Genomic DNA, 25,444 nt, shown 5'->3' with positions numbered 1-25,444 from the left:
TAAAATCAATTTATGTTTTAAAAAAGGTGATAAATAACAAGTACTTATCACCAAATTGTTTATTATTCTTCAGTTTCTGATGCTTCTTCAGCTGACTCTTCTTCTGTTAAGTCGATGTTTTGCTCAGCTGCAACATCTTCGTTAGATACACCTTGTTGACCTTCTAATACAGCGTCAGCCATTTTAGATGTCATTAAGCGTACCGCACGAATCGCATCGTCGTTAGAAGGGATAACGTAGTCCACTTCGTCTGGGTCACAGTTAGTGTCAACCATTGCAACGACTGGGATACCTAAGATTTTAGCTTCGTTGATCGCGATAGATTCTTTACGTGGATCTACGACGAATAATGCTTTAGGCATATCTGTCATTTCACGAATTCCACCTAAGAATTTGATTAAACGATCGTATTCTTTATTGATTTCTGCAACTTCTTTTTTAGGAAGTACTTCGAATAATCCGTCTTCTTCCATTTTTTCGATTTCAGAAATTCTGTCGATACGTCCTTTGATTGTATCGAAGTTTGTTAAGATACCACCTAACCATCTGTGGTTTACGTAAAGTTGACCTGCACGCTCTGCTTCTTCTTTAATCGCATCTTGAGCTTGCTTTTTCGTACCGACGAATAATACTTTACCACCGTCACGTGAAACTTCTTTAATGAAGTTGTACGCATCGTCAACCATCTTAACTGTTTGTTGTAAATCGATAATGTAGATACCGTTACGCTCCGTGAAGATGTATTTTTTCATCTTCGGGTTCCAACGGCGTGTTTGGTGTCCAAAATGTACACCAGCTTCAAGTAATTGTTTCATACTAATTACTGCCATGAATATTTTCCTCCTTGGTTTTTACCTCCGCTTTAGCGCTAGCTAACAACCGTTACGGCACCAGTTAACTCCTTGCTAAAACGTGTGTAATTGGCTTTATAGCCGTTTATTATAATAGCACAGTTTAGTCAGGGCTTCAACTAAAACATATCTTTTTCTAGTTCTTTTAAGAATCCTGGCTTTTTAATGCGAATAAACGTCCCTTTCATACCGAGTGAACGAGATTCAATAACGCCTGCACTTTCTAACTTTCTTAACGCGTTTACGATAACTGAACGTGTAATCCCGACTCTATCCGCAACTTTTGACGCGACGAGTAAACCTTCTAACGCATCGAGCTCTTCAAAAATGTGTTCGATTGCTTCACGTTCAGAGTATGATAATGAACGGATTGCCATCGCGATGCTCGCTTTGTCACGCGCTTCTTTTTCAACTTCTTTTTGACGCTCGTTCATCATTTCCATACCTACAACAGTACTTGCGTACTCACATAAGACGAGATCTTCTTCGGTAAATTTTTCTTCTTTTTTACCGACGACGAGTGTTCCAAGGCGATCTCCACCACCGAAAATTGGAATGACGCACGTCTCTGAGTTACTATATTCAGCAACTTCTTCTGGGAAAATCGTTAACTTATTACTAAAGTCGATATTCTCTTCTGTTTCACGTAGTCGCATAATACGGTTCATATAATACTCAGGGAACTCACGTTTTTCTAAAAATTCGTGCATACGACTGTTTTCATCGAAACTTTCGTGATACGTACCGTAACCGAGTAACTTCGCATCACTCGCGACGATGAACGTGTTACAGTCTAATATTCTACTAAGTTTTTCTGCTAACGCTTCGTATTTTACGTTTTCTTGAATGAGCTTATTAATTTCTCTCGCTCTTTCTAATAATGTTGGCATATAGAATAGCCCTCCGTTTTATAAAATAAATTGACTTAAGTTTTTACTACTCTTAATTGTGTCTAGCTTATCATTTACGTACTTCTCCGTAATTTCAACGTGTGCACCGTGCATATTATCCGCTTCAAACAGTAACTCTTCAAGCAGAGTTTCCATAATCGTATGAAGTCGTCTTGCACCGATATCATCCGTCGTAGAGTTTACGTCGTACGCAATATTTGCGAGTGCTTCAATTGCTTCATCGGTATAACTGACCGTCACACCTTCAGTTTCAAGCAGTGCTTCATATTGCTTTAATAATGAATGTTTTGGTTCAGTTAAAATACGTTTAAAGTCTTCTGCTTTTAACTTATCGAGTTCTACACGAATCGGGAAACGCCCTTGTAACTCTGGAATTAAATCACTCGGTTTTGCAACGTGGAACGCTCCAGCACCGATAAATAAAATATGTTCCGTATTCACCGGTCCGTATTTCGTTTCAACAACACTTCCTTCAACGATTGGTAAAATGTCACGTTGTACCCCTTCACGAGATACTCCAGCTTGACTATTTGACCCCATCGCAATTTTATCCATCTCATCGATAAAGATAATCCCTAACGTTTCAGCGAGTTCAATCGCTCGGTCATAGACGAGGTCCGTGTCGATCAGCCCTTCAGACTCTTCTCTAATTAAATGCTCACGCGCATGTTTTACTGGCAGACGTTTTTTACGTTTTTTCTTCGGCATCATATTTTGTAACATATCGCCCATACCATTGTCCATACCTGGCATCATCATCGACATTTGTTTCTCTTCGACTTCGATTTCAACGACACGCTCTTCTAAACGTCCGTCTTCTAAATCCTGGCGGATGTTACGACGTTTTTCACGTACAGTGTCATCAACTTCTTCTACTGGTTCTTCTGTTTTACCCATATTTGAAAGCATTTCAAACGGATTGTTAAACGTCGGTTCTTTAAAACGTCCTGGTGCGAGTAGTTTTATTAAACGTTCGTTCGCTAATTTCGTCGCCTCTTCACGAACGCCTTTAAATAATTCTTCTTTCACCATTTTTACGCTCGTCTCGACTAAGTCTCTCACCATCGACTCGACGTCACGACCGACATAACCGACTTCTGTATACTTTGTCGCTTCAACTTTCGTAAACGGTGCACCGGTAATTTTAGCCATGCGTCTTGCGACTTCTGTTTTACCGACACCTGTTGGTCCAATCATTAATATATTTTTCGGGATGACTTCATGTTTAAGTTCATCACTTAATTTCATACGGCGATATCTATTTCTCATCGCTATCGCAACTTTACGCTTTGCTTCATATTGTCCGACGATGTTTTCGTCGAGTTTTGACACAATTTCTCTTGGAGATAAACTAGCCAATATATATCCTCCTATTCAGCATCTATCGTTTCAACGATAATATTATCATTTGTAAAGACACAAATATCTGCAGCGATTTTTAACGCGTCACGCGCAATCGTCTCAGCATCTAAATCGTCTCCGTGTAATTTCATCGCGCGTCCTGCAGCGAGTGCGAAGTTCCCACCAGACCCAATCGATAAAATACCATCGTCTGGCTCGATGACTTCACCTGTACCTGAAACGATTAACATCGTATCTTTATTCATAACGATTAACATCGCTTCAAGTTGGCGGAGCATTTTATCTGTACGCCACTCTTTCGCAAGTTCTACGGCTGCACGTTCAAGTTGACCGTTATACTCATATAGTCTTGCTTCAAATTTTTCATATAAAGTAAATGCATCAGCGACACTGCCTGCAAATCCAGCGACAACTTTTCCTTCATATAAACGTCTCACTTTTCTCGCGGTATGTTTCATGACGACTTGGTTACCTAAAGTAACTTGTCCGTCACCAGCCATCGCCATTTTACCTTTATGCTTGACTGCAAATATCGTCGTTCCTTTAATTGCCACTTTCGTCACCTCTTATTATTTTGTGGATGTGCGCTTAAATACGCTTGTCTCAACTGCTCTTTAGAAACGTGCGTATACCTTTGAGTCGTCGATAACGACTCATGACCAAGTAGTTCTTGTACTGCACGTATGTCTGCACCGTTATTTAACATATGCGTTGCGAACGTATGTCGTAACGTATGCGGATGAAGCGATGCTTTTATTGCACTTTCTTTCATCACTTTATTGATGATATAGCGTAATCCACGGTCAGTTAATTTCGTCAAATTATAATTTAACCAAAAAGCACCTGTCTCTTCCATATGTTTAGAAAACGTCTCGATATATTCAAGTAACGCTTCTTTTACGGATTCATTAAACGGTACGATACGTTCTTTGTTCCCTTTACCGAGTACTTTTAACAACCGGTGATCAAAGTCGATATCAGAAACTTCGATGTTTAATAGTTCTGCACTACGTATTCCTGTGCCGTATAATAACTCGAGTAACGCACGATCTCTCGTGTACATCTTTTTGTTTTTATCGAGTGACTGAAACAAAGCATCGATTTGGTTTTCATACAAGAAATCCGGTAACATAGAGTCTCGCTTTGGAAAAGACACTTGACTCACCGGATTGTTTTCTACGATATATCGTTCGTTTAAATAATTATAAAAACTACGAATCGCAGAAATTTTACGGCTAATCGTCGTCTTTTTATAGTCTTTATCGTATATAAACGTTAAATAATTACGTGCATCTCTCGACTCAAACGTCGTTACCGTTAGATGTTCCGCGTATAAAAATGATTCAAACTCGCGTAAATCGAGTTGATAACTTTCAATCGTTTTTGGAGAATACTGCTTTTGATACTTTAATACGTCTAAAAAGTCGAGTACATAGTCCATCCACAGTCCTCCTCACTGTTATAAAAAAATTCCCATTGAATAGTTTAATATATTTGACAGACAATTGCACACAATTACTATTTTTCTGAAATATCTTTTTTCTTATGAAACACCATAAAAAATCTAGGCTAGATTAGTAGCCTAGATTATTTTTAGTTTGCATCTTCTTCATAATCACAGTTCGAACATTTTACCTTGACCGTTTTACCTTTACGTTGCTCGACTAAGTACTGGTCACATTTCGGACAATCTCTACCGACTGGCTTATCCCATGATACGAAGTCACAGTCTGGATATCGTTCACATCCGTAGAAAATACGACCTTTTTTAGACTTACGTTCAACGATTTCGCCTTCTTTACAAGTCGGACATTTTACACCGATCTTCTTAACGATTGGTTTTGTGTTACGGCAATCTGGGAAGTTTGAACATGCCATAAATTTACCGTAACGTCCCATTTTGTAAACCATTGGCGAGCCACATTTTTCACAGTCTATGCCTGCGGGTTCGTCTTTAATTTCGATTTCTTCCATTTCTGATTCAGCTTTTTCAACTTGTGGTCTAAACCCTTTATAAAAGTCATCGATCACTTTTACCCACTCTTTGTTGCCGTCTGCAATTTCGTCGAGTTGTTTTTCCATATCTTTCGTAAAATCAACATCGATAATATCTGGGAAGTAATCGGATACTTGTTCAGAAACGATTTCTCCAAGTTCAGTTGGAACAAAACGACGCTGGTCGAGACGTACGTAGTTACGTTTTTGAATCGTCTCAATCGTCGGTGCGTACGTAGATGGTCGGCCGATACCTGACTCTTCTAACGTTTTTACAAGACGTGCTTCAGTGTAACGTGGTGGTGGTTGAGTAAAGTGCTGATTTGAATCGATCTTTTCAGCAGTAACCGTTTCACCTTCAGAAATTTCAGGGATAATATTTTCTTTCGCATCTACTTTTTCGTCTGTACCTTCTTCGTATACTTGTAAGAATCCTTTAAATTTAATAGTAGAACCGTTACTTCTAAAGATGACTCCGTTATTGTTTAAGTCCACGCGCACAGTATCGAGCACTGCTGGTGCCATTAAACTAGCGACGAAACGGTCCCAAATTAGTTTGTACAAACGGTACTGATCACGTGATAAGAAAGCTTTCATTTCTTGTGGTGTACGTAATGTAGATGTTGGACGCACCGCTTCGTGCGCATCTTGTCCTTCAGACTTTTTATCTTTACGTTTACCTAAAAACTCTTTACCGTACGTGTTTTCTATATATCCGTATGCTTCAGACTTCGCTTCGTTAGATACGCGCGTAGAGTCTGTTCTCATATACGTAATTAAACCAATCGTCCCTTGTCCTTTTACGTCAATTCCTTCATACAGTTGTTGAGCGAGCATCATCGTTTTACGTGCACGGAAATTTAATTTACGCGCCGCTTCTTGTTGTAATGTAGAAGTCGTAAATGGATACGCAGGATATCTCAGTTTTTCTTTTTTCTCGACAGAGTCGACGTTAAAGTCGTCTCCTTTAATTTGCTTTAAAACGTCTTTAACGACAGATTCATTTGGTAACTCTGTCTTTTTAGCGTCAGACGCTAGCTTATAAAACTTACCTGTAAATTTCGAGCGCTTATATTTAAAGTGACCTTCAATTGACCAATATTCTTCTGGTTTAAAGTTACGGATTTCATTTTCTCTGTCGATAATCAGTTTTAATGCAACTGATTGTACACGTCCTGCAGATAATCCTTTTTTAACTTTCTTCCATAATACTGGTGAAATGTTATAACCAACGAGTCTGTCTAATATACGACGTGCTTGCTGTGCGTCGACGAGTTGTTGGTCCATTTCTCTCGGTTCTTTAAAACTATTTTTTACTGCATCTTTTGTAATTTCATTAAATACGACGCGGTGATATTCTTTATCGTCACCGAGAGCGTGTGCTAAATGCCACGCGATTGCTTCACCTTCACGGTCTGGGTCCGATGCTAAATAGATTCGTTTTGCTTTTTTTGCTTCTTTTTTAAGTTCTTGAAGTAAAGGTCCTTTACCTCTAATCGTTATATATTTTGGTTGGTAGTTGTTTTCGACGTCAATACCAATTTGACTACGGGGCAAATCTCTAAGGTGACCCATCGAAGCGACGACTTTATATCGTTTTCCAAGATATTTACCAATCGTCTTCGCTTTTGCTGGGGACTCTACAATGACTAAATTATCTGCCACTTTTAATTGCCTCCCTCACGTTTTATGATTCAATGAACAATATTACACACTAACTTTTAAATTTGTCAACGGTTCTAAATTCATTTATTGTAATTCATATAAAATATCATCAGCTTTTGTAACGAATATCGCACCTTCTTTTAACCGCGCATTTACACCTGCACTGAGTGGTGACGTAATATTTCCTGGTATACAAAAGACGTGTCGATTTTCTTCCATCGCCATCTCTAACGTAATTAAACTTCCGCTTTTTTCTTCGGCTTCAGTGACTAATACACCTTCACTTAAGCCAGCGATAATTCTATTTCGTGCGACGAATTGATGCTTATTTATCGGTGTGCCTGGTGGATACTCACTAATCGTACAACTATATTTTTCAATACGATGTCTCGTTTTTATTGTTGACTTCGGATAATGGATATCGTGACCAAATGCGAGTACACCGATCGTTTGAATATTCTCTTCAAGTGCAATATGGTGCGCGATATCATCTGCACCATATGCGAGACCTGACACGACTGTAAACTCATTTAACGCTGGAATGATTCTTTGTAACGCTTGACGCGTATACATTCCAGCTTTACGACTACCAACGATGCCGATTTTGCGACTATTTAAAGCCGATAAAGAGCCCTTTACATATAATACGTACGGCGGGTCATAAATTTCTTTTAACGATGCTGGATAATACTTTGAACTCTCCGTTATAAACGTCACACCGTTCTCACACAATTTACGGTGGATGTCTTCTAACGAAATTTCTCTCGCATGCTGTAACTTCTTAATTGTAGATTCTTTTAATACTTCACCATTTCGGATCTTCTGAAACTCTTTTCTTGTAACTTTTCCAAAACTTAATTGTAAAATGTGAAGTTTCATAACTGTATTATAATCGATAGTTTTTAAAATTGGTATAAAAATAAAAAAAACGCAGAGATTATATTATCTCTGCGTTACAATTTAAATTTATTATTTAATTGTTAGACATTGCTCGTAAAGGCCTTCTTTTTTAATACGCTCGATTAATGTCTCACCGATTACTGACGGTGTATCTGCTGTGTCGATACCTGCGTCGTTCATCGCTTTAATTTTACCTTCTGCTGTACCTTGACCACCTGAAATGATCGCACCAGCGTGACCCATACGTTTTCCTGGAGGCGCTGTTTGACCACCGATGAATCCAACAACTGGTTTTGTCATATTTTCTTTCACCCAAGCTGCTGCTTCTTCTTCAGCTGTACCACCGATTTCACCGATCATTACAACTGCAAGTGTTTCATCGTCTTCGTTAAATGCTTTTAATACGTCGATGAAGTCTGTACCGTTTACTGGGTCTCCACCGATACCAACAGCTGTCGTTTGACCGATGCCAGCTTCAGTTAATTGGTGAACTGCTTCGTACGTTAACGTACCAGAACGTGATACGACTCCAACGTGACCTTTTTTGTGGATATAACCTGGCATAATACCGATTTTAGTTTCATCAGCAGTGATGATACCAGGACAGTTTGGTCCAACAAGACGTGTTTCTTTGTCTTCTAAGTAGTCAACGACTTTAACCATGTCTAATACTGGAATATGTTCTGTAATACAAATAACAAGTTCTACACCTGCATCTGCTGCTTCCATGATTGAATCTGCTGCGAATGGAGCTGGAACGTATACAACTGATACTGTCGCGCCAGTTTCTTTTTTCGCTTCTTCTACTGTATTGAATACAGGTACACCTTCTACTACTTGTCCACCTTTACCTGGTGTTACACCACCGACAATTTTTGTGCCGTAGTCTAACATTTGTTTCGTATGGAATAATGCAGTAGATCCAGTAATACCTTGTACGATTACTTTTGTATCTTTATCTACAAATACTGCCACAATTAATTTCCCCTTATCTTATTTATTTTCTTCAACGAGTGCGATAATTTTTTGTGCACCTTCAGCCATTGTGCTTGCTGGTGTAATTGCTAAACCAGAGTCTTTAAGAATCTCTTTACCTTCTTTAACGTTTGTACCTTCTAAACGTACGACTAATGGAATTTCAAGTCCGACGTTTTTAACTGCTTGTACAACACCTTTAGCAATGACGTCACATAACATGATTCCACCGAAGATGTTTACAAAGATTCCTTCTACGTTTTCATCACTTAAGATGAGTTCGAATGCTTTTGTAACTTTCTCTTCAGTCGCACCGCCACCTACGTCTAAGAAGTTCGCTGGGCTTCCACCGAAGTGGTTAATTGTGTCCATCGTTGCCATCGCAAGTCCAGCACCGTTAACCATACAACCGATGTTACCATCTAGTGCAATATAAGATAAGTCGTATTTAGACGCTTCAACTTCTTTTGGATCTTCTTCGTCGAAGTCACGCATTTCCATTACTTCTTTTTGACGGTATAATGCGTTATCGTCAAAGTTGATTTTCGCATCTAACGCCATAACTTCACCGTCACCTGTTGTTACAAGTGGGTTAATTTCGACGATTGATGCATCTTTTTCTACAAATACATCATAGAGTCCAAGTAATAATTTTGCCGCTTTGTTAATTAACTCAGTTGGAATGTTGATGTTAAACGCAAGTCTTCTTGCTTGGAATGGTAATAAACCAACTGCTGGGTCGATCACTTCAGTGAAGATCTTTTCAGGTGTTTTAGCTGCAACCTCTTCGATTTCAGTTCCACCTTCTTCAGAACCCATTAACACGACACGGTTTGTCGCACGGTCTACAACAAAGCTGATGTAGTATTCATCTTTAATGTCGCAACCTTCTTCAATTAATAAACGGTTAACAACAGTACCATCTGGTCCGTTTTGAACCGTAACTAATGTAGATCCGAGTAAACTTTCAGCGTATTCTTTAACTTCATCTAAAGATTTCGCAATCTTTACGCCTCCAGCTTTCCCACGTCCACCCGCGTGAATTTGTGCTTTCACTACGTAGACGTCAGAGTCTAATGTTTTTGCTACTTCTACCGCTTCTTCAGGCGTACGCGCAACGTCACCGTTCGGTACTTTTACACCTTTAGAGCGGAAAATTTGTTTTCCTTGATACTCATGAATATTCATGGTCTGCCTCCTAAGCGTTATAATAATAAGCTTTCAAAACTATTATATAAATTCATCGCACTATTGTAAACTTAACACGCTTCTAAAAAGTGTAATTTTTAAATATGTGCGTTTTTTCCACGTTTTAAATGTGGTTTAAATGAGAAATACGTCCAAATTCTAAGTATATATTCGAGCGGTCCGTATTTAAATTTCTTCATATAATAATGACTACATATAATTTGTACGATAAAGAAGAAAACTGCTAACGTAAACGACAGCGTAAAATTCCCGTCTCCAAATCGTCCGAGTCCACTACCGTAATATATAAATGAGTGAAACACTGATTGTAAAATATAATTCGTTAGTGATAATTTACCGACGGCTGCTAAACTATCCATAAATATGTTTTCCTTATATAGATAATAAAATAGTGCGATATATCCATAAGCTAACGCTGTGTCGATAAAGAACGCATAAAAATCGAGCGTTTCGTTATTTATCCCAAATATATTTAATATAATACCGATCGGTACGAGTAGAATGAGTGCTTTTTTCCACGTGCCACCTGTTTCAAACATTTTAAGTTTCGCTGCAATCATTCCAGATATAAAGACAGGCACGTAAAAGGAAATAATGAGTATATACGTAAATACATATCCGACCATTCCTCCGCCTAAAAACGGGTTCTCTGAATCGAATATAAACGACTGACGTTCAGCATTCGATAACGTACGATACGCTTCTTTTTCTTCGAGTAAATATTCGACTTTGTCATCGGTTAACTCTGTCGTATAACTCTCAAACTCTTCATCTATGTCTTCTACACTACTACCAAAGTCTAAATGCATTAATACAACGAGCGCTGATGATAGAAGAAAACAAATAATCATCGTTTTAAGACTTCGATTCGGTAGCCAAAATAAAACAATCGTCATCAGTCCATAAACGAACAAAATATCTCCTTCAAATAAATACATCGCGTGCAGTGTACCAAATAATAGTAACGCGAGTCCGCGACGAATGAGTCCACGTTTTACACCGAGATCTTTACGTTTAAAACTAGACGCCATCATATACATCCCAAATCCAAATAAAAAGGCAAATATCGGCATCGTACTACCTTCAAATAATACACGAATCGTATTCATTAAAAAGATGCCGATATTAGACACGTCATACACTTCAGGATAACTATTACCAAACATACCGTAGTTAAAAACGAGCAAGTTAGCGAGTAATATCCCTAGTAAACTAAATCCTCTTAAACTATCTACTACTTTAATTCTGTTCATCTAAAAACCTCCTGAATTTCCTTAACGGGTGAAAAACTTTTTCTATGAATCGGTGTTGCTCCGTATTGTCTTAACGCTTCTAAATGATTTTTCGTTCCGTACCCTGAGTTTTTTTCAAAATCGTATGCTGGATACTCTTTACTATGTGCTTTCATTAAACGGTCACGATATACTTTAGCGATAATCGAAGCGGCTGCAATTGAATTAGAATTAGCATCTCCTTTAATGATACTTTGCTGATGAATATCTACATCTAATTCCATCGCATCAATTAATAAATGATCAACGTATCTATTTAAATTTTTCACTGCACGAGTCATCGCAAGTTTCGTCGCTTCATATATATTTAATGTGTCAATTTCTTCAACAGTCGCGATACCTATACCGACTGTGCACGTATCTAAAATTAACTCATATAAGCGATTTCTTTCAGATTCACTTAATTTTTTAGAGTCATCTAACCCATATAACTTCTCGTCACCTAAAATTACAGCACCGGCAACGACTTCTCCTGCGAGTGGTCCGCGCCCTGCTTCATCGACTCCGGCAATTACACCTGTTAACTCATTTTCATACGCCATCATTCGTTCATAGCGTAATTTTGTCTCTTCGTTTTTTTCAAGTTGACGTCTGCGACTTTTAATTGCATTTTGTACACCGACGCGTGTATCACTTTGTAAATCAGTATTGTCTAAATCTTCTATAGAATGAATCGTCTGTAAAAATTCTTTTACTTCTTTAATTGTCATCATTAACCTCATCAAACGTATATCTACCAATCTTACCGTTACGAATGTCATAGACTACACGATTCGTCACTTGTTCATAATCAACTTCGTTACCAGACATTAACATTCCACGACTTCTACCAATTGCGTCAAACACTGAAACAATATCTGTTTCATCATAATTATTAATATTATAAAACGTATCGAAATTTTCTTTGTCATTTTCAATTAAAAACTTCATACCAAAAATAGCGACCTCATCTAAATGAACGACTCTATCCGTAATCGCACCAGTTAAACTTAACTTTAACCCGACGTCTCCTTCAAATTTCGGCCATAATACCCCAGGAGTGTCTAGCAGTTCTAAATTATTACCTGCTTTAATCCACTGCTGAGATTTCGTTAATCCAGGTGTATTTCCAGTTCTAGCTGCTTTTTTACGCGCTAAACTATTAATTAACGTCGACTTCCCAACGTTTGGAATACCAATGATTATCGCACGAATCGGACGACGGTTAATACCGCGAGCTTCCATACGTTGAAACATCTCTTCAGTCGCTTCAATAGCAACTGGTTCAATACGCTTTAATACGTTATTGCTACGCGCATCTAGCGCAATCGGATACGTTCCAATCGATTTAAAGTAATTCATCCACTGATTTGTCATACTTTGATCTGCGAGATCCGACTTATTTAAAATGACAATACGTGGTTTATTTTTAACGATCTCGTTCATCATCGGATTTTGACTCGACATTGGAATTCTCGCGTCTAAAATTTCTATCACTACATCAACTTTTCCTAAATTCTCTTCAATTTGGCGCCTTGCTTTAGCCATATGTCCAGGAAACCAGTTAATAGACATCTCATCACTTCCCTATACGTTTTAGATTCTATTCGATTATAGCAAATTCCGTTTAACATACGATATACTACTAGAAATTAGCATATGTGAAATATGAAAAAAGAATAGCCATACGAACACTAAATTTTTGTTCAAAATAAAAAAAGAACAATCTTTCATTATTTTATAAACGTGATATTATATACATATAAACTTAATATCAAAAAAGGTGGTCTTTCCTTTGAGTAACAACTCATTTATCAATGCGCAACAACAAGTTGAATCAGCATGTAGAATTTTGAATACGGAACCAGCAGTCTTTGAAATTTTAAAAGACGTTGAGCGTATGATTGAAGTTAGCATTCCAGTTAAGATGGATGACGGTACAATCAGAACGTTCAAAGGTTACCGTGCAGCACACAACACGTCACTCGGACCAGCAAAAGGTGGAATTCGTATTCACCCTGCAACAACGTACGATGACGTAAAAGCGTTATCTATTTGGATGACATTTAAATGTGCAGTAACAGGTACACCATACGGTGGTGGTAAAGGTGGTATCGTTGCTGACCCAACAAAACTATCTGAAAACGAACTCGAGCAATTAGCGCGCGGATACGTTCGTGGTCTTTACAAATACTTAGGTGAAAAAATCGACGTACCTGCACCAGACGTAGGCTGTAGTGCACAAATGATCAGCTGGATGGTTGACGAATACTGTCAATTAGCTGGTACACAAGCACTCGGTACATTCACTGGTAAACCAGTAGAATACGGTGGATCACTAGGACGTACAGAATCAACAGGATTCGGTATTTCAGTCATTGGACGTCAAGTTGCTAAGAAATTCGATATCCACTTCGAAGAAGCAACACTTGCAGTACAAGGATTCGGTAACGTAGGAAGCCACGCGGTAAAATACTTCGAACAACTCGGTGCAACAGTACAAGCAGTTATGGAGTGGCATCCAGATGGACTATTTGCTATCTACCGTGAAGAAGGATTTACTTACGAAGAGCTAGAAGCAAACCGTGGTAAATTCAAAGAAATGGACGACGTTAAAATCTTAAACCCAGAAGACTTCTGGTCATTAGACGTAGACATTATGGTACCAGCAGCACTTGCAAACGCAATCGATGAGCGCGTTGCGAAATTAGTAAAAGCAAACATCGTACTTGAAGGTGCAAACGGACCAGTCACTACTGAAGGAGATGCAGTATTCAAAGAAAGAGGCATCACAGTAGTACCAGACATCCTTACAAACTCAGGTGGAGTAATCGTATCTTACTATGAGTGGGTACAAAACCTACAAGGATTCTACTGGACAGAAAAAGAAGTCTTAGAGCGTCAAGAAGAGAAAATGATCCAAGCATTTGACGAAATCTGGGATACAAAAGAAAAACACGACGTAACATTCAGAGAAGCGGCTTACTTAAACTCAATTCAAAAAGTAGCAGACGTTATGAAGTTACAAGGTAAATTATCTTAATATAAAAGAGGCGAACATACTCGCCTCTTTTTTAATGTCTCAATTTAAATTGTTCTATCGCTAATTTAATTTCATCTCTAACACGCTCGAATTCTGACCACTCTTTACCCGCAGGATCATCAAAACCCCAATGTTCTTTTTTAACGTTTACCGGTAAGATAGGACAATTCTCATCTGCATCACTACATAACGTTACGACTAAATCTGATTGTTTTAAAATATCATTATCAATCAAGTCTGACGTATGGTCTGATATATCAATACCTACTTCTTTCATAGCTTCTACTGCTTTAGGATTAACACCATGTGTTTCAATACCAGCAGAATAGACATTCCAGTCTTCACCTAATAATTTCTTCCCCCAACCCTCAGCCATTTGGCTACGGCAAGAGTTGCCAGTACATATAAAATAAATTGTTTTCTTATCCATAATTAAAGCCTCTTTTTAAAATATGATTAGTGTAAAGTACAATCCTAAGAGTGTTACAAATAGGACTGGAATAGTAATGACAATTCCCGTTTTAAAGTATGTTCCCCATGAAATCTTTACACCTTTTTGTGCTAAAACATGTAGCCATAATAATGTTGCTAAAGAACCAATCGGCGTAATTTTAGGTCCTAAATCAGAACCTATAATATTCGCATAAACCATACCCTCTTTTAGTAGTCCTGTAGCACTAGATTGACCAATCGCTATTGCATCTATTAAAACAGTTGGCATATTGTTCATAATTGATGATAAGAAAGCAGCTATAAAGCCCATCCCCATCACACTGATGAATAATCCATAACTTGAAATATTAGTTAATATTTCAGCTAAAAATGTTGTGATGCCTACATTTTTTAACCCAAATACAACTAAATACATACCAATAGAAAATAGAACGATATTCCATGGTGCACCCGTAATCACTTGTTTTGTATTAACTGCTTTAGAATTTCGAGCGAATAGCACAAATATTATAGCAATCGTACCAGTAACAAAAGATACAGGTATCTGAACAAATTCACTCACAAGATAACCAACAAGTAATATGACTAATACAATCCATGAAACCTTAAATAGTTTAAGATCTTTAATTGCATTTTTAGGATCAGGTAGATTTTCTGCATTAAATGTTTTAGGTATAGATTTTCTGAAATATAACCATAAAACGACAATACTAGCAATTAAAGAGAATATATTAGGAACAATCATACGGTTAAAATATTCAATAAATCCAATATCGAAGTAATCTGCAGAAACAATATTCACTAAGTTACTTACAATTAAAGGTAGTGATGTCGTATCCGCAATAAAGCCACTAGCAATAATAAAAGGGAAAATCTCTTTTTTATTAAATCCTAAATTTCTTACCATTGCTAATACAATAGGCGTTAATATTAAAGCGGCACCATCATTTGCGAAAAATGCTGCTACAACTGCTCCAAGTAACATGATAAAAACAAACATTTTTAACCCATTACCATTTGAAGCTCTGACCATATGTATTGCAGACCATTCAAAAAATCCAATTTCATCTAATATTAATGAAATTAGAATAACAGCTACAAAAGTTAGAGTTGCATTCCAAACAATACCTGTTACTTCTAGTACATCAGAAAAACTTACAACTCCTGTAATGATAGCCACAACTGCCCCAATTAGAGCTGTAACACCAATATCTAAACCTTTCGGTTGCCATATAACAAAAATTAAAGTTAAAAGGAAAATCAAAATTGCTAAAATCATCAACAGCAATCACCTGATTTCACATTTTTACATACACATCTTTCGGTCGATGTATTAATAATATTTAAATTTTTGATAATTTCATCTAAATTATCATGATTCAGTTGATACCAATGTTTGTTACCGTCTTTTCTTGTTGTAACTAATTCATTATCTACTAAAGTCTTCATATGATGACTGAGTGTAGGTTGTGAGAAATGAAAGTATTCCAACAAGTCACAAGCACATAATTCCCCACAAGATAGTAAATCTAGTATCTCCAACCGACTTGGATCTGATAAGACTTTTAATATTTTTGATAGTTCTTTATAAGACATGACTAAACCTCCTAGATGGTAAATAGATTAACATCTATATAGATTGTTGTCTATGTGCTTTTATTTATTATTTTATAAATATCACTTTAACAAGCATTAATTACATTAAAATACAGTAAGTTATACCGATAAAAACAAAAAACAGTAAATAATCGACAATACCACCTGTTTTAAAGTAAATCGGTAACGACATTCGTTTTTTCAACGGATAAAATAAAGACACACCCGTTTTGGTCATCATATCTAATATTAGATGCGACAAAATCCCAACCGTATAACTCACTATAAATACCGTCGGCACACTGATAATATCTAAAATCATAAAATTTAATAATAAAAATAATAACGAATGTGTAAACGATCTATGTCCAAAAATTATGCTAAAAATAAAGCTAACAATAGGGAGACGACGACCAATATAACTTTTCGTGTGACAAATATCCGGAACTACAGACCCTGTCACCGCTACAGATAAAATAACAACAGACTCTAAAGATACACCGTAGTCCTTCGCAAAATACATCCCGATCAAACATCCACAGCTTGCATGTGTTTTACCAGTCACAAAATTTCCCCCTTAGCTATTCTACTATTAAAATAGAGAATTGTGTTATGGATGAATAAAATAACCCCCTTAAGCAAAAGTTTTCATACTTAAGGAGGTTAAAATTTATTTCCAAATTGTTTCTAGTTCTTCTAGAGTTTTTCCTTTAGTTTCAGGTACATATTTAATAACAAATAATCCTGATAACAAGCACATTAATGCATAAAATCCGTATGTCATTGTTCCACTAATATCCATCATGAATGGATAGAACGAAGTAATAGAAAAGTTTGCAAACCATTGGAATGCAACTGCAAGTGCCATTGCACTACTACGAATTCTGTTCGGGAAAATCTCTGCTAATAATACCCAAGCGATTGGGCCCCAGCTCATCATAAATGATGCTGTAAAGATAATCATAAACACTAGTGTAATAATTCCGATTGTACCCGTATAAGTCATCATACTAATGCCAATCATACCAATCATCATACCCGTCGAACCGATAATTAAAAGTGGTTTACGTCCAAATTTATCAACATACATAATAGCGACAACTGTAAATACTACATTTACAAATCCCATAACAACTGTTTGAATCATTGATGCATCTGCACCAACACCGAGTTGTGAGAATATTCTCGGTGCATAATATAGTGCTACGTTGATACCAACAAATTGCTGGAAAACTGATAATAAAATACCGATAATAATTACTGTTTTACCAAAACTAAATAACGGTGCTTTAACGTCTACACCTTTTTTAGTCGTTTGGACAATATCATTAAACACGTTCTGAGCATGATTTTTTGAATTATAAATTTTATTTAATACTTTTAGTGCTTGTTCGCTTTTATCTGCTAACATTAGGTATCTTGGTGTTTCTGGTATAAAGAATAGTGTTATAAAGAAAACACTCGCTGGAATTGCCTCTGTTAAAAACATTCTTCTCCAACCGATTGTATCAATATAAGTTGTTGATTCGCCGTACACTATCCAATAATTCACAAAATATACTACGAGCATACCAAAGATAATTGCAAATTGGTTAAAGGAAACAAGTCTACCACGAACTCCAGATGGTGCCATTTCACTGATATACATTGGTGAAATAGCTGAAGCAAGACCTACACCAATCCCACCTATTATTCTATAAATATTAAATGCAATTAAAAGCCCAAGACTACTCTCACCAACTTCAAAAAAGAATGTTTCTGGATATGCAGATAATAATGCTGAGATTATAAATAATACTGCAGCAAACTGTAATGATTTCTTTCGTCCGAATCGACTTGCAGAATAATTAGATAGTAAACCACCAATAATACATCCTATTAAGGCACTGGATACTGTAATACCATGAACTAATGTACTATAATCTTTTGTAATATATTTTTGCAGAGACTGTTCAGCACCTGATATAACAGCTGTGTCATAACCAAAAAGTAATCCACCAAGCGTTGCAATAATAGTTATTGCAGCTATAAATCCTTTATTATTATAAGAAGGTTTCATATTAAGCCCTTTCTTTATTTGAATTCTCTTAACTCTTTACTTAGCTCAATTGTCTGACTATATAATTTTTTATAAATTTCAAATAGCTTTTTGTATTTCTCAGAGTTTTCTTTTCTTGGTTGAATCTCTTCATTGTAATCAATAAATTCATGGATCATATTGTCAAAACTGCTGAACCAACCCTCACCCATTGCTGCAAGCATTGCTGCACCAAATGCTGGGCCTTGTTCTTCGGTACGAGTATAAATCTTAGCATTAAATAAGTCTGCTTGAACATTCAGCCATTCCTTATTTTTAGCTCCTCCACCTATAGATACAATATTTTTTATGTTTAATCCATGATTTCTCATAATCACAATACTTTCATTAATAGAAAAACTAATACCTTCAATAACTGCACGTTTTAAATCATTCTTATTCATACTTCTGTCTAACCCTATAAAGCTTCCTCTAATATTCGCATCGTTATATGGTGTGCGTTCTCCTTGTAAAAATGGCGCAAATAATAAACCATTAGATCCGATTGGAGAATCTGTAAACCCTTTTATAAAAGTTTCAAATGATACATTAGCATCTAATATTTCTTTTAACCACTCTAAACTACTACCTGATGATAATGTTACACCCATGATATATTTTTGATTAGGAACGCAGTGATTAAAATAATGTACTGACCCGTCATTCTTAAATTCAGAACTATTCTCAATCGCAAGTGCGACACCTGAAGTTCCGATACTTACTAATTGTCTAGATTCATCAGTAATACCTGATCCAAGTGCACCACATGCATTATCTGCTCCACCTTGATAAATATTGATGTCTCTACTTATATTTAATTGTTTTTTAACTTCATCTTTAATAACACCTGATTTTCCGTGTGAAGGTATAATTTCCGGACAAATATCAACATCAATATCTAATTCGTTAAGAAGATCGTATGCAAATGTTTCTTTTTTAACATCATACATTATAGTCCCAGCAAAATCTGAAGGCTCTGAATACACGTTACCTGTCAATCGATAAACGATATAGTCTTTAGGTAACATGATTTTATGTACTTTTTTATAATTTTCAAATTCATTTTCTCTAACCCAAAGTAATTTAGGTAAAGTAAATCCTTCTAATACCGTATTAGAAGTATTTTCAAGCAACTTATCTAATGTGACGCTATCTAGTATTTGTTTTACTTGCTTAGTGTTTCTCGTATCATTCCATAAGATTGCTGGACGAATAGAATCACCATTTTCATCTATAATAACTAGTCCATGCATTTGACCTGAGAAACTTATCCCACTAACTTTTTTACCAGCTTCTTTATGTAATAAATAATCTAAACTTTCAATCACCGCTTCATACCATACCTCTGGATCCATCTCACTATATCCAGAATATGGATGTGATGTTTTATAAGTCACGTGGTATTCATCTACCACGTGACCTTTTTTATTAATGACAACACTTTTTAAACCGCTTGTACCAATATCCATTCCAATAACATGTGACATTTTTATTTATCCTCAATGTTAATATTTAATAAATACTGATTAAATTGTGCTTTGATTGTTTCTAAATGATCAGATTTATTAGTAATTTGATCGTTTTCAAGTGCGTATTCTGCTAAATCACTTAATGTAACTTCTTCATTTAGAATTTTCTGACCAATTCCAGTTTCAAATGATTCATATTTTTCTTTTTTGATATTTTCAAAGAAGTTATCTTCAATCATCTTATGTGCTACACGTAAACCTAATGCAAAAGCATCCATACCAGCAATATGCGTTAAAATTAAATCATCTTGAGCAAATGATGTACGTCGTGGTTTAGCGTCGAAGTTTAATCCACCGCTTCCTAGTCCACCATTTTTTAGAATCTCGTACATTGCAAGAGTAGTTTCATAAATATCTGTCGGAAACTCATCAGTATCCCATCCAAGTAGTGGATGCCCTTGGTTAGCATCGACAGAACCAAGCATATCGTTAATTCGTGCATAATGAAGTTCATGTTGGAAAGTATGACCTGCTAATGTCGCGTGGTTTGCTTCAATATTAAATTTAAACACATCATCTAAATCGTATTTTTGTAAAAACGCATGTGCAGTTGCTACATCAGTATCATATTGATGTGAAGTTGGCTCTTTAGGCTTTGGTTCAATTAAAAATTGACCTGTATAACCAATCTCATCTGCATAGTTTTTTGCAAGCTTAAAGAAACGTGCTAAGTTATCTAACTCTAGTTTCATATCAGTGTTTAAAAGACTTTCATATCCTTCACGTCCGCCCCAAAACACAAAGTTTTCTGCTCCTAATTCTTTTGCGATATCTAAGTTCTTTTTAACTTTTGCAGCTGCATATGCAAATACATCAGCATTTGAAGAAGTAGCTGCACCGTGTACAAAACGCTCATGTGTAAAGTTATTAGACGTATTCCACAATAACTTTTTACCAGTTTCCTCCATTTTCTTTTTAATTAGTGCAACAATCTCATCAAGGTTTTCATTTGTTTCTTTTAAAGTTTTACCTTCAGGTGCAATATCAACATCATGAAAACAGAAATAAGGAATGTTTAATTTTTCCATAAATTCGAAAATAGCATCTACACGAGCTTTAGCCTTATCCATTTCGCTTAAACTATCCCAATCACGTACAGCAGTTCCAACACCGAATGGATCAGATAAATCTGCAGTGAAAGTGTGCCAGTAAGCAACACCAAAACGAAGAATCTCCTCCATTGTTTTACCATCAAACTTCTCATTCGGGTTATAGTACTTAAAACTATACGGATTTGTAGAATTCGGTCCCTCATATTGAATCACATCTTGTTTAAAATAAGCCATTAATATTCTCCTTAAAAACTTTGTTTAATCACTAAACAAAGTATATAATTATTGTATAAGATATGTCAAACTGAAACATATGAATTTAAAAGGAGTAAATTATATGTGTGCTCAATCAATCACCCAACAGTCTATTAAAAAATTTAATACAAATTCTATTTTAAGAGTATTAGAAAGCAATGATTCTATTTCTAGAACAGAAATAGCTAAACATACAAATCTTAACAAAGCTACTGTTTCTACAATTGTTAAGGAACTGATAGCAAAGGGATTAGTCAATGATTTAGGCTATGGTAAATCTAGCGGAGGGAAAAAGCCGCGTTTAATAGAACTGAATTCAACTGCGAAATACATTATAGTAATTATAATAGAGGCAAATATAATAGAAGCATCTATACTCAATCTAAAACTTGAATTATTAGATACCGAAAAACAAAACACAAAATGTACAAATAAAGAATCTATTTTAAAAATTATTACTCGTTTAATCGCGAAACTAAAAATAAATTACAGTCTTAAAGACACAGACCTTCTTCAAATTGGGCTCACAATCCCAGGTATTGTAAATAAAAATGGTTACATAGTAGATGCTCCAAATTTAAACTGGAAAGACTATAATCTTATCGAAGAACTAACGAAATTACATCCTGAATATACATATAGAATAATCAACGAAGCAAACGCTGGGGCAATTGGTATAAATCATCAATATCCAGATGTTAAAAATCTTATCTACCTGAGTGTAAGTCAAGGAGTTGGGACAGGCATAATCATAAATGGAGAACTCTACAAAGGAGAATATGGATATTCTGGAGAATTCGGACACACAATCATTAAAGAAAATGGTAAAAAATGCCGTTGTGGTCAAAATGGGTGTTTTGAACAGTATGTTTCAGAACAAGCAATTTATGAAATTTTAGAAGAAAAAGGGATTCAGCTAAAAGAAAAAACATTCAGCGCCTTGAATCATCTAGATAGTGATATCACCTCTGAAATATATATAAAGCTTTCAAAGTTTTTAAATTTAGGAGTACTAAATATAGCAAGAATATTCGATCCAGAACTTATAATATTAGGAAATCATATTGCTAATTTAAAAGATAACTTAGATATAAATAACAAAGTTATCAATTCAAATGTTAAATTTAATGAAGAAAGCCAAGCATCAAGAAAAACGGGAATCGCATCAATAATTAGGGATAAGTATTTGTATGAATGAAAAAAGAGTACAGTATAATGAGGTGCATCCTAAAGTTGGACACTAAAATCCAACTTTTGGGTAGCACCTCACTTTTTCTTAAATACTTTTCTTTTTCAGATATAAATCTTCTGTGAAATCCTTCCATTATAGAAATTTGTGAAATCAAATAACTGTCAGTATAATAATGGACAACATATAAATTAAGAGATATATTTCAAATATATCTTTTAATTTATCTGAGTTTTTAAAATATCCACAGTCTCTGATCTTTATTTCTTTTAACTTAAAGAGTATAGCCTTAAGAGTCTCCAAACCACCCTCAGTTACAAAAATTAACTGAGATAATAAAATAATGATACTTATCCATTTCTTCTAAAAATTGGAGAGAGTAATTTTTTCTGTCCATTATTTATAATCAATTCGAGAGGATAAAACTTTCCTTATTGGAGTTTTTATTAATAAATTCTCTCTCATGAGAATTTAAAAGTGCTTTATCCACGTCATGACTCACCTCTATGTATTATCGTTATCCTAAATATAATCTAGGTTGTAAATACTTCAAAAATATAAAAAGCATGTTTCCTAATTCAATATAGAAAACATGCTGAACTCATTAAAAAGGAACATTACTAATCTCAGATAGTACAAATTTAGAAAGTTCAAATATAATTGTACTGTCGTTTTTTACTAAATTTTCACCATCCCAGTAATCATCGAGACCACGATTACAAATAATCTCCATACCAGCATTTGCATACTCATTAATAATTTTTCTAATCTCACCAAAGTTCTCAGAATCCAATAACCATTCAATGTCATGGTTAATATCTGGATCAGCCATTAACATGTTAATTAATAATGATTCTTCATTCTGCGTATAATAGCTCGCTCTTATTTCTCTACCTTTATTTTCTACAGGTACTCTTATTGAATTTTTAAATCCAATTGCAACTGAGAGTAAGAATAGGTATTTATAATCAATTTTTTTATATGAATCTTCCATCGTGCTTAATGATTTATATATAGTATCGTATTTTTTGTCTGATACAAAAACGATTGATGAGTCTTTTAGAAATGACATTAGTTAACACCTCTTGTCGCCATTGTTTCATCTAAGCCCACTACTTCTATTTCAGAATAATGTGTTTCTATTTGATTGATTCTATACCACTTTCCTAGGCGCTTTTCATTTTTAAGTACTTTTTCTTCATTCGTTGTCCATTCTGTATCCGTAACTAAGAGTATCCACTGTGACGTTAGATCAGGAATATTACTAATTAGATTATCTCTGTTTTGACCACTCAATCTGTTGAAAGGAGAGTCCATAAATAATGGATAATCTATTCTATTCCCAGAATTTTCACGTGCTGCAACTCTTGCTAAAGCAGTAATAAATGATAGTGATAGAATTTGTCTTTGTCCTTGAGAGATGTCTTGGGTAACCTCATGGCCATTTCCATTAATTGCTCTAATTTGGAATTTCTTATCAATTTCTACTCTATCTATAACATTTACATCTTTTTTATCAATAAGTGTTTTAAATAATTCAGAAGTATATTGTCCGAGTAACTCTCTTACATCGTCACTAAATTTAAATGAAATTGATTTTAATGATTCTTCTAATTCATCCAATTTCATATATTTGTCTGTGTTGAATTGGTTAGTTCCTTCTTTTCTCAATAATTCTTGATAATCATTATCTATTTTTACTTTCTCTTCCATTAATTCTGTTAACTTATTTTGCGATACTCCTGATTCTTTTAGTAAATTATTATAATTCTCTCTTTCCTTTTCTATCATTTCTTGGATATCTTTTAGATCAGAAGTATTTCTTGCCAACGTAGAAATTTCATTATTCATACTCTCAATTTTTTCATTTTCACGGTCTATTGTTAGTGATAGATTTTTATAGTTTTGTAAATCATCGTTAAATCTTTCAAGATTAGTCGAATAAGATTCTTTATGATCTGTTGCATATCTCAGTATATCTCTTGCTAAATCATATGCTTTAGAGTGTCTCTGAGAGTCTAGTAATGCTTGAATATACTTTCTATTACTTTCAGCTAAATCATGGTCACAAATAATACACTTACTATCATTTAAAGATTCTGTTAAAATCTCTTTTGGTATGTTAACTTTTTCATCACCTAAATAATTTTCTAGATAACTTTGGTTATTATAAAATACATCCTCTAGTAAAAGAACAGGGCCTTTTTCAAATAATGAGTCGCTAAGACTTGAGATGTTTATACTTTGCTGATCTAAAAGTACAGCTACTTCTTGTTTCTTTTCTTCCAGATTATCTTTAGTTTTGAAAATATCTTTATTTTTTTCCAAACTTGCTTCATGCTTAGAAATAATTTCATATGTTTTTTCTGATTGATCTTCAAGTTTACTAATTTCTTCATTCAACTCTTCAATCGATTGTTCTAATTTATCCTTATGAGCTGAAACTTGTTTAATGTTCCCACTTTCCATATTTTTATCCAAAGCATTTTTAACTTCTCTTTTTAGCTCATTAAGTAACTTTGTACCTTTATCTACTTTATCTAGCTGTAGCAAGTTAAAGATTGCATCTTTAACTTCCTTTCTAACACTACTGTCTGTTTTAGCAAGAGTATCGATTTTCTCAGCGTCGAATAGAAAGAAGTCTTTAATATCTTCGTTGATAATCTTATTAATCTTAAGTGCAACCTCTTGTTTATCTGTTAAGATTTCTGGTTTTATATTACCCGTATGTAAATCTATTTCAGTAAACTCTACTTTCCCTTCTCTTTCTTCAATTAACATTGGTGTGCTTTGAAAGGCTCTTCTAGTTCTAAAAATCTCATATTTTTTATTTTCATGTTCAAAAATTAGACGAACTGATGACTCAGCTACCCCTTGACTTTCACTCAATAATTTAAAGTTTGTTAAATGAATCTTCTCATTCTCAGAGTCTTGAGAGATATGTGTAGAGCCAAATAGTACAAACATTATCGCCCTATATATACCAGTTTTCCCTTTACCATTTTCTCCAAAAATAATTGTAGTATTCTCTCTATTATTAGATGCAAATTCAATACTTTGTTTACCATAATATTGTCTAAAGTTTTCTAATTCCATTTTCAAAAGCTTCAT

At 35.1% G+C, this 25,444-nt stretch carries 23 protein-coding genes; 2 read left to right on the top strand and 21 right to left on the bottom strand.

From position 1 onward, the window contains the following. Positions 1–62: 62 nt before the first annotated feature. From rpsB to ylqF, 12 genes are all read right to left on the bottom strand, one after another. The gene (gene rpsB / locus HMPREF3177_RS06145) at positions 63–830 is read right to left on the bottom strand and encodes a 30S ribosomal protein S2 (protein ID WP_040929145.1); all 768 of its coding nucleotides are present in this window, start codon (positions 828–830) and stop codon (positions 63–65) included. Between the two features lie 140 nt (positions 831–970). Next, a complete protein-coding gene (codY, locus tag HMPREF3177_RS06140; RefSeq protein ID WP_070457737.1) occupies positions 971–1,741 on the bottom strand; it encodes a GTP-sensing pleiotropic transcriptional regulator CodY in 771 nt (256 codons plus the stop codon). 18 nt (positions 1,742–1,759) lie between these two features. Next, complete coding sequence (gene hslU, locus HMPREF3177_RS06135) at positions 1,760–3,124, bottom strand: ATP-dependent protease ATPase subunit HslU (RefSeq protein ID WP_070457734.1); 1,365 nt, start codon at positions 3,122–3,124, stop codon at positions 1,760–1,762. An 8-nt stretch (positions 3,125–3,132) separates the two neighbouring features. After that, the gene (gene hslV / locus HMPREF3177_RS06130) at positions 3,133–3,678 is read right to left on the bottom strand and encodes an ATP-dependent protease subunit HslV (protein WP_040929147.1); all 546 of its coding nucleotides are present in this window, start codon (positions 3,676–3,678) and stop codon (positions 3,133–3,135) included. A 5-nt stretch (positions 3,679–3,683) separates the two neighbouring features. Continuing rightward, positions 3,684–4,565, bottom strand: coding sequence for a site-specific tyrosine recombinase/integron integrase (gene xerA, locus HMPREF3177_RS06125; protein WP_070457732.1), 882 nt, complete (start codon positions 4,563–4,565; stop codon positions 3,684–3,686). Between the two features lie 152 nt (positions 4,566–4,717). Next, a complete protein-coding gene (topA, locus tag HMPREF3177_RS06120; RefSeq protein ID WP_070457730.1) occupies positions 4,718–6,784 on the bottom strand; it encodes a type I DNA topoisomerase in 2,067 nt (688 codons plus the stop codon). 84 nt (positions 6,785–6,868) lie between these two features. Further along, positions 6,869–7,663, bottom strand: a complete 795-nt coding sequence (gene dprA, locus HMPREF3177_RS06115; RefSeq protein WP_083286895.1) for a DNA-processing protein DprA — start codon at positions 7,661–7,663, stop codon at positions 6,869–6,871. A 90-nt stretch (positions 7,664–7,753) separates the two neighbouring features. Beyond that, on the bottom strand, positions 7,754–8,659 hold the full coding sequence (sucD, locus tag HMPREF3177_RS06110) for a succinate--CoA ligase subunit alpha (protein ID WP_070457728.1): 906 nt from the start codon (positions 8,657–8,659) through the stop codon (positions 7,754–7,756). A gap of 18 nt (positions 8,660–8,677) precedes the next feature. Then, a complete protein-coding gene (sucC, locus tag HMPREF3177_RS06105) occupies positions 8,678–9,847 on the bottom strand; it encodes an ADP-forming succinate--CoA ligase subunit beta (RefSeq protein ID WP_068130519.1) in 1,170 nt (389 codons plus the stop codon). A 98-nt stretch (positions 9,848–9,945) separates the two neighbouring features. Continuing rightward, complete coding sequence (locus HMPREF3177_RS06100) at positions 9,946–11,121, bottom strand: DUF418 domain-containing protein (RefSeq protein ID WP_070457726.1); 1,176 nt, start codon at positions 11,119–11,121, stop codon at positions 9,946–9,948. Further along, positions 11,118–11,870, bottom strand: a complete 753-nt coding sequence (locus HMPREF3177_RS06095) for a ribonuclease HII (RefSeq protein ID WP_305778311.1) — start codon at positions 11,868–11,870, stop codon at positions 11,118–11,120. Before HMPREF3177_RS06095 ends, HMPREF3177_RS06100 begins: the two co-directional genes overlap by 4 nt. Next, positions 11,860–12,714: a ribosome biogenesis GTPase YlqF gene (ylqF, locus tag HMPREF3177_RS06090; protein ID WP_070457722.1), complete on the bottom strand. Its 855-nt coding sequence runs from the start codon at positions 12,712–12,714 to the stop codon at positions 11,860–11,862. Before ylqF ends, HMPREF3177_RS06095 begins: the two co-directional genes overlap by 11 nt. A 220-nt stretch (positions 12,715–12,934) precedes the next feature. On the opposite strand from ylqF, the gene HMPREF3177_RS06085 reads away from it, so the two are divergent. Beyond that, the gene (locus tag HMPREF3177_RS06085; protein ID WP_246827400.1) at positions 12,935–14,182 is read left to right on the top strand and encodes a Glu/Leu/Phe/Val family dehydrogenase; all 1,248 of its coding nucleotides are present in this window, start codon (positions 12,935–12,937) and stop codon (positions 14,180–14,182) included. Positions 14,183–14,213: 31 nt separating this feature from the next. Here the strand turns inward: HMPREF3177_RS06085 and arsC are convergent, their stop codons facing one another. The 7 genes from arsC to xylA all read right to left on the bottom strand — a co-directional run bounded on the left by arsC (position 14,214) and on the right by xylA (position 21,123). Continuing rightward, entirely contained in the window at positions 14,214–14,612 is a 399-nt protein-coding gene (gene arsC / locus HMPREF3177_RS06080; protein ID WP_040929157.1) for an arsenate reductase (thioredoxin), read from the bottom strand. A 15-nt stretch (positions 14,613–14,627) separates the two neighbouring features. Further along, complete coding sequence (arsB, locus tag HMPREF3177_RS06075) at positions 14,628–15,917, bottom strand: arsenite efflux transporter membrane subunit ArsB (RefSeq protein WP_070457720.1); 1,290 nt, start codon at positions 15,915–15,917, stop codon at positions 14,628–14,630. Further along, complete coding sequence (locus tag HMPREF3177_RS06070; RefSeq protein ID WP_068130537.1) at positions 15,914–16,231, bottom strand: ArsR/SmtB family transcription factor; 318 nt, start codon at positions 16,229–16,231, stop codon at positions 15,914–15,916. Before HMPREF3177_RS06070 ends, arsB begins: the two co-directional genes overlap by 4 nt. A gap of 100 nt (positions 16,232–16,331) precedes the next feature. Then, a complete protein-coding gene (locus tag HMPREF3177_RS06065; protein ID WP_070457718.1) occupies positions 16,332–16,796 on the bottom strand; it encodes a metal-dependent hydrolase in 465 nt (154 codons plus the stop codon). 105 nt (positions 16,797–16,901) lie between these two features. Next, positions 16,902–18,290, bottom strand: a complete 1,389-nt coding sequence (gene xylE, locus HMPREF3177_RS06060; protein WP_070457716.1) for a D-xylose transporter XylE — start codon at positions 18,288–18,290, stop codon at positions 16,902–16,904. Between the two features lie 14 nt (positions 18,291–18,304). Then, positions 18,305–19,795, bottom strand: a complete 1,491-nt coding sequence (xylB, locus tag HMPREF3177_RS06055; RefSeq protein ID WP_070457713.1) for a xylulokinase — start codon at positions 19,793–19,795, stop codon at positions 18,305–18,307. A gap of 2 nt (positions 19,796–19,797) precedes the next feature. Then, positions 19,798–21,123 (bottom strand): xylose isomerase, encoded by a 1,326-nt coding sequence (gene xylA, locus HMPREF3177_RS06050; RefSeq protein WP_070457711.1) that lies wholly within the window; start codon positions 21,121–21,123, stop codon positions 19,798–19,800. Positions 21,124–21,202: 79 nt separating this feature from the next. Between xylA and HMPREF3177_RS06045 the strand changes: the two genes are divergently transcribed. Beyond that, positions 21,203–22,342: an ROK family transcriptional regulator gene (locus HMPREF3177_RS06045; protein WP_083286893.1), complete on the top strand. Its 1,140-nt coding sequence runs from the start codon at positions 21,203–21,205 to the stop codon at positions 22,340–22,342. 595 nt (positions 22,343–22,937) lie between these two features. On the opposite strand, the gene HMPREF3177_RS06040 is transcribed toward HMPREF3177_RS06045, so the two are convergent. Continuing rightward, positions 22,938–23,405: a hypothetical protein gene (locus HMPREF3177_RS06040; RefSeq protein WP_070457707.1), complete on the bottom strand. Its 468-nt coding sequence runs from the start codon at positions 23,403–23,405 to the stop codon at positions 22,938–22,940. Next, positions 23,405–25,444 carry an AAA family ATPase gene (locus HMPREF3177_RS06035; RefSeq protein WP_083286892.1) on the bottom strand — a complete coding sequence of 680 codons (2,040 nt, stop codon included), beginning with the start codon at positions 25,442–25,444 and terminating at the stop codon, positions 23,405–23,407. The genes HMPREF3177_RS06040 and HMPREF3177_RS06035 overlap by 1 nt, the downstream gene beginning before the upstream one ends.

It is taken from the genome of Nosocomiicoccus sp. HMSC09A07, assembly GCF_001808485.1.
In the GTDB taxonomy this organism is placed as follows: Bacteria; Bacillota; Bacilli; order Staphylococcales; family Salinicoccaceae; genus Nosocomiicoccus; species Nosocomiicoccus ampullae_A.
The sequence above is the reverse complement of the archived record's forward strand: the minus strand, read 5'-3'. Positions and strand labels throughout refer to the sequence as shown.

Coding starts and splice junctions, on each gene's coding strand:
- rpsB (WP_040929145.1), bottom strand. CDS start 830: ATGGCAGTAATTAGTATGAAACAATTACTTGAAGCTGGTGTACATTTT.
- codY (WP_070457737.1), bottom strand. CDS start 1,741: ATGCCAACATTATTAGAAAGAGCGAGAGAAATTAATAAGCTCATTCAA.
- xerA (WP_070457732.1), bottom strand. CDS start 4,565: ATGGACTATGTACTCGACTTTTTAGACGTATTAAAGTATCAAAAGCAG.
- dprA (WP_083286895.1), bottom strand. CDS start 7,663: ATGAAACTTCACATTTTACAATTAAGTTTTGGAAAAGTTACAAGAAAA.
- sucC (WP_068130519.1), bottom strand. CDS start 9,847: ATGAATATTCATGAGTATCAAGGAAAACAAATTTTCCGCTCTAAAGGT.
- HMPREF3177_RS06100 (WP_070457726.1), bottom strand. CDS start 11,121: ATGAACAGAATTAAAGTAGTAGATAGTTTAAGAGGATTTAGTTTACTA.
- HMPREF3177_RS06095 (WP_305778311.1), bottom strand. CDS start 11,870: ATGACAATTAAAGAAGTAAAAGAATTTTTACAGACGATTCATTCTATA.
- ylqF (WP_070457722.1), bottom strand. CDS start 12,714: ATGTCTATTAACTGGTTTCCTGGACATATGGCTAAAGCAAGGCGCCAA.
- arsC (WP_040929157.1), bottom strand. CDS start 14,612: ATGGATAAGAAAACAATTTATTTTATATGTACTGGCAACTCTTGCCGT.
- HMPREF3177_RS06070 (WP_068130537.1), bottom strand. CDS start 16,231: ATGTCTTATAAAGAACTATCAAAAATATTAAAAGTCTTATCAGATCCA.
- xylE (WP_070457716.1), bottom strand. CDS start 18,290: ATGAAACCTTCTTATAATAATAAAGGATTTATAGCTGCAATAACTATT.
- xylB (WP_070457713.1), bottom strand. CDS start 19,795: ATGTCACATGTTATTGGAATGGATATTGGTACAAGCGGTTTAAAAAGT.
- xylA (WP_070457711.1), bottom strand. CDS start 21,123: ATGGCTTATTTTAAACAAGATGTGATTCAATATGAGGGACCGAATTCT.
- HMPREF3177_RS06045 (WP_083286893.1), top strand. CDS start 21,203: ATGAATTTAAAAGGAGTAAATTATATGTGTGCTCAATCAATCACCCAA.
- HMPREF3177_RS06040 (WP_070457707.1), bottom strand. CDS start 23,405: ATGTCATTTCTAAAAGACTCATCAATCGTTTTTGTATCAGACAAAAAA.
- HMPREF3177_RS06035 (WP_083286892.1), bottom strand. CDS start 25,444: ATGAAGCTTTTGAAAATGGAATTAGAAAACTTTAGACAATATTATGGT.